Here is a 4779-nt window from a genome sequence, read left to right on the forward strand (position 1 = left end):
CGCCTTCCCGGAGCATTTCCAGCATCTTCAAGAGCTGTGGCCGCTCTTTGCCTGATGAGATCTTCTCCTGAAATATCTGCTGACATTTCGCAAGTTTCAATTCGTCGATCTGCATATCCAGTACCTGGTCCTGGGTGGAAACCCGCGCATATCCTATTTTCATTATTTGTTAGTCTTTTAATCCCGCGAATCCGGTAATTTTTCAAAAATAGGATTTTATTTTGTGGGATGACAATTTGGTACTGATATTTGATACAAATACGATCTATTTTGCAGCTGTTTCAAAATCCCGCAGAACGAGGGTTTTCAGAGACGATCTCCTGTAACAAGATTATCTAGTTAGCAGGAAGATACTAATAAGAAGAATTAGTATTTTTTTGATATCAACAGCTTTCCTGTTTAAAGCCGTGGCATGGACAGAAAAATATATAAATTCGCAAACATCTTTCTTACTCTCATTGTTATTTCGGCAGTTTTTGACCGTGTCATACAGCTATGGATGGGGATGGATTTTGTCGGAGAAAGAGGTTTGGCAACGCGAAATTCATTTAAAAACTGGTATATCGTTGAACACATCGTTTCCCTCGCAGGAGCCATATTTTTGATAATATACTTTCATCATAAGAAGTATTGGATTTCATTTTGGGCCGTCATTATTGCAGCATTAGCCACCGTGAGCCTAGGGTTAGTGGTTTGCCTCTTGCTGTCAAGATACCAAGAACTCCAAAGCTTATACCCTCCTTTCAGGTTTGGGTATCAGGGTGCCTATCTCCTTTTGTCAATAAGTCTGATATTTTCCGAGGCTGGCACACGCCCATGGTTAAAATGGGCGGGAATTTTATATGGCGTTGCCGCTATAATTGCTCTATCGTCACATCTTTATCTTGAAAATTCCAGCCTTTTAAAGAAAATCCCACTTGAAAACTTAAATCTTACCGTAGCATGGATATATAGCCTCGTTCCCATTCTTTTCATTTTGAATTTTTCGGACGAGTCGAAACGCCTTATTGGCGAAAAACAAAATAACCCGAAGAGATTGATTTACGGGAACTGGCTAAACATTTCATTACTGGTCTGTCTAGTATTAATAGTGTGGCGAGGTTATGGCCTGTTTAATGTGCTCAACCTGGACGAACAAAAAGAAGCTTCCCAACATGCTATGGAAGCAGCCAGGCCATTTTTAGCAAAGACTTATTTAGGTAAACAGGGAGAAACTCTGAATTACAGATTATTGATACCTGTTAATTATGATTCAAATAAAAAATATCCAATCGTTGTATGTCTTCATCATGGAGGTGCGCATGGGAATGATAATATAATGCAGGTTGATGGATCGGATATGGCAAAGTTCCTTTCCAAGGAAGAAAACCGGATTAAATATCCTGCTTTTCTTTTTGTTCCTCAATGCCCTTTGTATAAATATTGGGGAGGCATGCCAAGGGGGCGAAACATAGATTCACTAGTCTTAGAAGCAATTGCGTCACTAGAAGGTAAGTATTCCATAGATTCTAAAAGACGTTATATAGGTGGGACCTCCGGAGGCGGTTTCGGAACATGGTACTTCATTAGCTCCCGACCCGGTATGTTTGCGGCTGCCATACCGATGTGTTCGGGCGGTGATACTCGATCTGCTTTCAAACTTACCAGAACTCCTATTTGGGCTTTTCATGGTGCTTTGGACAAAATGGTACCAGTCCAGGGAACCCGTCAAATGATTGAAACCATCAACAAGGGTGGTGGACAGGCCCGCTACACCGAATATCCTGATGGAGATCATTATATCTGGGAAAAAGTGATTGGCACGCCCGGTCTGATGGATTGGCTTTTTGAACAAAAACGGCAATAAGGCCGGCATAAGTAAGAAGTCAAAATGATGCGCGGATCACCCCAAAAGTAGGGATAGCTGTCTCGGAAAGGAGCGTTCTAGGGAACCCATTACTGGTTTGTTCAGGCACAGTTGAACAAAGTATTATTAAAAAGGAAATTTGTGATGTCTTGGAAGGAACAGAGCATGCCTTTGAAATGCGATCTAGGCGATATAAACAGATAAATTGATATTCTTTCTCTGTATTAAACCTAGATGTATAACACAATCATTAATCATCTGACCAATCAAAGTAATTACGGTCCCTATCGTATACCTAAAGGAAAAATTGATATATCAAAAAATTGCCTATCAAAGCATTATTGGCATTTTACAAAAACCTTGGGCGTATCTTTTCTTGTTGTATAACGACATGATATGTTAAACAGCAAATCCAATTTACGCTAGGTTAATTCAAGCGAAACCCCTCTGATCAGCATCACTCAGTTGTTAAACAGTGAACTACGCCACTTGGTCATATTAATAAATGCAATGAGTACGGCTTATTCTTATACTTCTTCGATTTCGTTTCTTAATCCCGACATACGCTGTGAAAAGCACAAGTGGGATTATTGTCAGTTTCCATACAATGAGAACGTTTTCCGAGGAAGTCAGATAGGGAAAGAAAAAAATGGGCAGACTAGCGTTCACAGAAAGGTGGGTTAAAATTGCGATAAGGACACTGCCGTTTGTTATAGACGATATGTAAGTAAAAAGATAAGATAAGCAAATTGTTGCAAGCAGATAAATCGACACATTCAAAAAGGTGATGTCTCCATTTGAAATAAGCGCTCCGGTAGGCCCGAAAAAAAGAGGGATATGCCAAGTACACCAGATCAAACCAATTATTATACTGGATTTTGTTGAAGAATGCCGTTCCAACAGTTTAGGAAGTAAAAAACCTCTCCATCCAAGTTCTTCACCCATAGGTCCTGCAAACAGACCATACACAACCATAGTTGGGATTATTGCTATTTTGCTCATACTAAAATCTCCGACTGGTTCGATAAACAAATGGTAGATATAGATTCCCAATAGCATAAATATAACTGGCAAGGCAAAAATTGCAAAATACACCTTTGGCGATGCCCGCCATAAAAAAAGTTTTTGTATTAAAGCTCGCAGGCCTGTGCCTCCTTCAAAATAAACAGTTGTAATAATTGCTGCGAGGGTCGGCCCATATGCTCCGATAAAAAAGAAACTAATGAAGTATGTTACGCTATCTTGCATTGAGCCACTTTTTAAATAATATAAAGCGATACCCCAGTTAAGCCAACTCCAGCCGAAAGTAAGGAGCAGAAATACAATAATCTTGATTTTCATCTGGGTATATCAGTTATATAAGGGAAAAGAAGCTTCCTCAGGATATTTCAGATACTTTTTTGTTTTAAGCATGTAATCCTAACGCCAAAGGCTTGAATGTTCAATAAATACTAGCCTGTATGTGAGCATCTAAGGCTTGATTAAAGATTACGCTAAGTGGAAATGCGGGTTTTAGCTAAACAGTGATCATCAAACTGGTAGTGAAGAATTAAACTTCTCCTTTCTACCCCGTAGGCGATGAAGAGAGAACTATTGATGCAAATAGATTTTTAGATTGCTATTTTAATTTGTAGTTCTTATATATGATAACATCCTTTATCAGTCGTATGACGACAACAGATTTATGGCCGAACTGAATAAAATTATCGACGCCGCCACGCTGGTGACCAATATTGGTAAGCGGATTTTGGAGGATTGTTCTGACAGACCAATGAACTTAGAACTTATCTTGCTGCTATGAAACCAATTTTCCCCGCTACGTATTCATCCCTTTGCCCGCTTGCCCTGACGACTTTTCTTGCTGAACGCTATCCATTGTCAATGATTCGCTGCACATTTCTGGTACGAGGTGTGGGAGATACTTATTTGGTTGACTCATCGCAAGGACGCTTTATTCTCCGGATTTACCGGTCAACCCACCGAAACCTGTTACATGTCCAGGCAGAAGTAGCCTTGCTACTGGCCCTTAAACAGGCAGGTGTGTCAGTATCTTATCCAATCACTGATTTGATGGAGGAGACTATTCAGCAACTGCAAGCGGTGGAAGGAACACGCTATGCGGTGCTTTTTAGCTATGCCCCCGGTGAGCCAGCGAGGATATTGAGCAGTAGCCAGCTAAGCACATTTGGTCATGAAATGGCACGCTTTCATCAAGTGTCGTCTACAATTGTATTGCCTGGAGAGCGCTGGCTTTTTGATTTTAATACTACTCTTTACAAGCCGTTGGAACGATTAAAGTCCGCCTTCGATTACGATCAGGATAGTTACCTTTGGTTGCAGAAAGCAGCCCGGCAGATAGAGACGAAAATATCGAAAATAGATACGGCTGACTTCTCCATTGGCTATTGTCATTTTGACCTGCTGCCCAAAAACATGCATTTTGAAGGGAATTCAGTCACTTTTTTTGACTTCGATTTTATGGGCTATGGCTGGCTGGTATATGATTTAGCTTCTTTTTGGCAACACCTGGCCATAGAGGTCTATGCTGGGCGGATGACCAAGCAGGCTTTTGATGACGCCTATTCTATTGTATTGGAAGGTTATCAGGCATGCCATCCAATCAGTGAGCATGAGTTAGCTCTGATTCCTTATTTGAGTTTAAACTTCTGGCTTTTTTATATGGGATTCCACACAACCCATGACCAGTTTTACAGTTTTATCCAGCCATCTCAGTTGCGGGTCTATACCGGCTTTCTAAGGCATTTAGTACAAGCTTATTGGAATTAGACAGCTTAAGGCAGGCAGGCTGATAACGACTGCGCAAAAGTCGTGACGGTTTTTCTCCCTTTCTTTAATTTAACCCAATATGGTAAAAGCAGCTTTGGGGATATGACTTATGCTAACACGCTTTGCTTATATCTTTTTTTGCGTTC

General features: G+C 40.6%; 4 protein-coding genes. 2 read left to right on the forward strand and 2 right to left on the reverse strand.

The window, feature by feature from the left end:
* A partial coding sequence (locus ACTIE6_RS17735) for a recombinase family protein (protein WP_439557915.1) occupies positions 1–163 on the reverse strand: 163 nt, incomplete at its 3' end.
* A gap of 249 nt (positions 164–412) precedes the next feature.
* Here ACTIE6_RS17735 and ACTIE6_RS17740 point away from each other — a divergent pair.
* A complete protein-coding gene (locus ACTIE6_RS17740) occupies positions 413–1846 on the forward strand; it encodes a hypothetical protein (RefSeq protein ID WP_439557912.1) in 1434 nt (477 codons plus the stop codon).
* A gap of 498 nt (positions 1847–2344) precedes the next feature.
* Here the strand turns inward: ACTIE6_RS17740 and ACTIE6_RS17745 are convergent, their stop codons facing one another.
* Positions 2345–3187 carry a CPBP family intramembrane glutamic endopeptidase gene (locus tag ACTIE6_RS17745; RefSeq protein ID WP_439557913.1) on the reverse strand — a complete coding sequence of 281 codons (843 nt, stop codon included), beginning with the start codon at positions 3185–3187 and terminating at the stop codon, positions 2345–2347.
* Between the two features lie 456 nt (positions 3188–3643).
* On the opposite strand from ACTIE6_RS17745, the gene ACTIE6_RS17750 reads away from it, so the two are divergent.
* Entirely contained in the window at positions 3644–4633 is a 990-nt protein-coding gene (locus tag ACTIE6_RS17750) for a phosphotransferase enzyme family protein (RefSeq protein WP_439557914.1), read from the forward strand.
* The last annotated feature ends 146 nt before the right edge of the window (positions 4634–4779 follow it).

The organism is Dyadobacter sp., from assembly GCF_051859145.1.
Classification (GTDB): Bacteria; Bacteroidota; Bacteroidia; order Cytophagales; family Spirosomataceae; genus Dyadobacter.

Bases quoted from the DNA above. Each gene is read 5' to 3' on its own strand.
- ACTIE6_RS17740 (WP_439557912.1), top strand. From the start codon at position 413: ATGGACAGAAAAATATATAAATTCGCAAACATCTTTCTTACTCTCATT.
- ACTIE6_RS17745 (WP_439557913.1), bottom strand. From the start codon at position 3,187: ATGAAAATCAAGATTATTGTATTTCTGCTCCTTACTTTCGGCTGGAGT.
- ACTIE6_RS17750 (WP_439557914.1), top strand. From the start codon at position 3,644: ATGAAACCAATTTTCCCCGCTACGTATTCATCCCTTTGCCCGCTTGCC.